General features: G+C 38.0%; 1 protein-coding gene and 1 pseudogene. Both read right to left on the bottom strand.

From position 1 onward, the window contains the following. Positions 1–199 precede the first annotated feature (199 nt). A complete protein-coding gene (locus ABN217_RS19050; RefSeq protein ID WP_070928251.1) occupies positions 200–433 on the bottom strand; it encodes a DUF1480 family protein in 234 nt (77 codons plus the stop codon). A gap of 146 nt (positions 434–579) precedes the next feature. Continuing rightward, positions 580–871, bottom strand: a pseudogene (locus tag ABN217_RS19055) (MCE family protein); the annotation flags it as partial.

Consider the following 871-nt stretch of genomic DNA (forward strand, 5'->3'; position numbering starts at 1 on the left):
TAATATGTGAAAAAATTGATAATTAGTATGGTAAGAGTACGTTTAGCGAGCTAGTATTAAATTGTACTTTGTTACGTCTCAATGGCAATTTTTAGCGCACGGCTCTGCCAGAGCCATTTCCCAAGGCCTGGTAATCGGAATCTACCAGGCCTCTTTTTTTGCCTATTATATGCTGCTGATTACTTAGCGGCTTCATCAATTAAGCCACTCGCATTATCCAATGATGATTATCTTTGTCATAGCGCTGGCGATATAACAAAACGGGTTTCTCATTGATTAACGCAGGGATACTGGTGTTTTCATCCCAGCCATCCAATTGCATGCAGAACTCTGTATCAGAATCGCATGGAATACTGACGGTATCGCTTTTATGATCAGCCATAATTGCATCATTGATTTCATAGGAAGATATTTTCAAATTAACTATGCTCATAATGTTACCTCTAATGTAGTTTTGGAGTAGGTATTATCGACTCAACAAAACTAAGCATAGTATAAATGGAATTCATTTCCAAAAATTTTTTTTCAAGAAAAAAGATAGAAGGTGCAATATTGTTTAAATACGCACCTTTCTAGTGATTATTGTTTCGGGATAGATGTACCCCAATCCAACCAGTCTTTTGGTGGCTCTAATTTTAGAATGAAATGCTGTTCAGGTTTAGCTTTTGGCGAAAGAGGCACGCTTGGTGGGGTTGCAAGTGATGTGCCACCGCGTACAAACTGTTTAAATGTACCACTTTTAATCATGCCACCAGTAAGGCCAAAGGATAAATTATAGCCAGACGATAACCAAAATTGAGTGTTGTCACGAATGAGATATTGATATTCTTTGCCAATTCGAGTGGCAACATAAACTCGATCGGAAAGCTCT

The organism is Proteus sp. fly-1067, assembly GCF_040139345.1.
Taxonomy (GTDB): Bacteria; Pseudomonadota; Gammaproteobacteria; order Enterobacterales; family Enterobacteriaceae; genus Proteus; species Proteus vulgaris_B.

Bases quoted from the DNA above. Each gene is read 5' to 3' on its own strand.
- ABN217_RS19050 (WP_070928251.1), bottom strand. From the start codon at position 433: ATGAGCATAGTTAATTTGAAAATATCTTCCTATGAAATCAATGATGCA.